Raw genomic sequence first — 432 nt, forward strand, 5'->3', positions numbered from 1 at the left:
TCCAAGATGAGCCGCTCGACCAGTACGTTTGTAAATGATTTTTCCATGAGTCTTTACCCCCTTAAGCTGCCGCGGGCACGTCGTTGAACTGCGACATGAATTCCTTGCTGAGATCCGTGAACGGTGGAGCCGTATCGCCACCCCGGCTGGCTCTTTGGAGAATGTCGTTGACTTCGGCAGGTGTCAGTCGCGTGTATGCTAGATGGGCCAGCAGGCTCCTATGATGCATGCATCGTTGTATCACCGTCCCGTCGACGCCGGCGCTGTACAGGAACTTGCCGTAAAAATGGCGGCTTCCGTGCGGCGTGTTCCCACGGGCCTTTTCCATTTCCATCATCAAGGGGTCGTCGGAGAGTTCACCTATGCGACGAACTGCCGTCTCCCACACACCCTCGTACGCTTCGATCGTGTAGGGGTCTCCGATCTCCCCGG

The 432-nt window shown here is 56.9% G+C and carries 1 protein-coding gene; it reads right to left on the reverse strand.

Annotation, left to right across the window (positions count from 1 at the left end; all coding sequences use genetic code 11):
- Positions 1-61: 61 nt before the first annotated feature.
- On the reverse strand, positions 62-432 hold a 371-nt coding region (locus tag AB4Z23_RS28615; protein WP_441361325.1), incomplete at its 5' end, for a hypothetical protein.

Source organism: Agrobacterium sp. MCAB5 (assembly GCF_052114365.1).
In the GTDB taxonomy this organism is placed as follows: domain Bacteria; phylum Pseudomonadota; class Alphaproteobacteria; order Rhizobiales; family Rhizobiaceae; genus Agrobacterium; species Agrobacterium tumefaciens.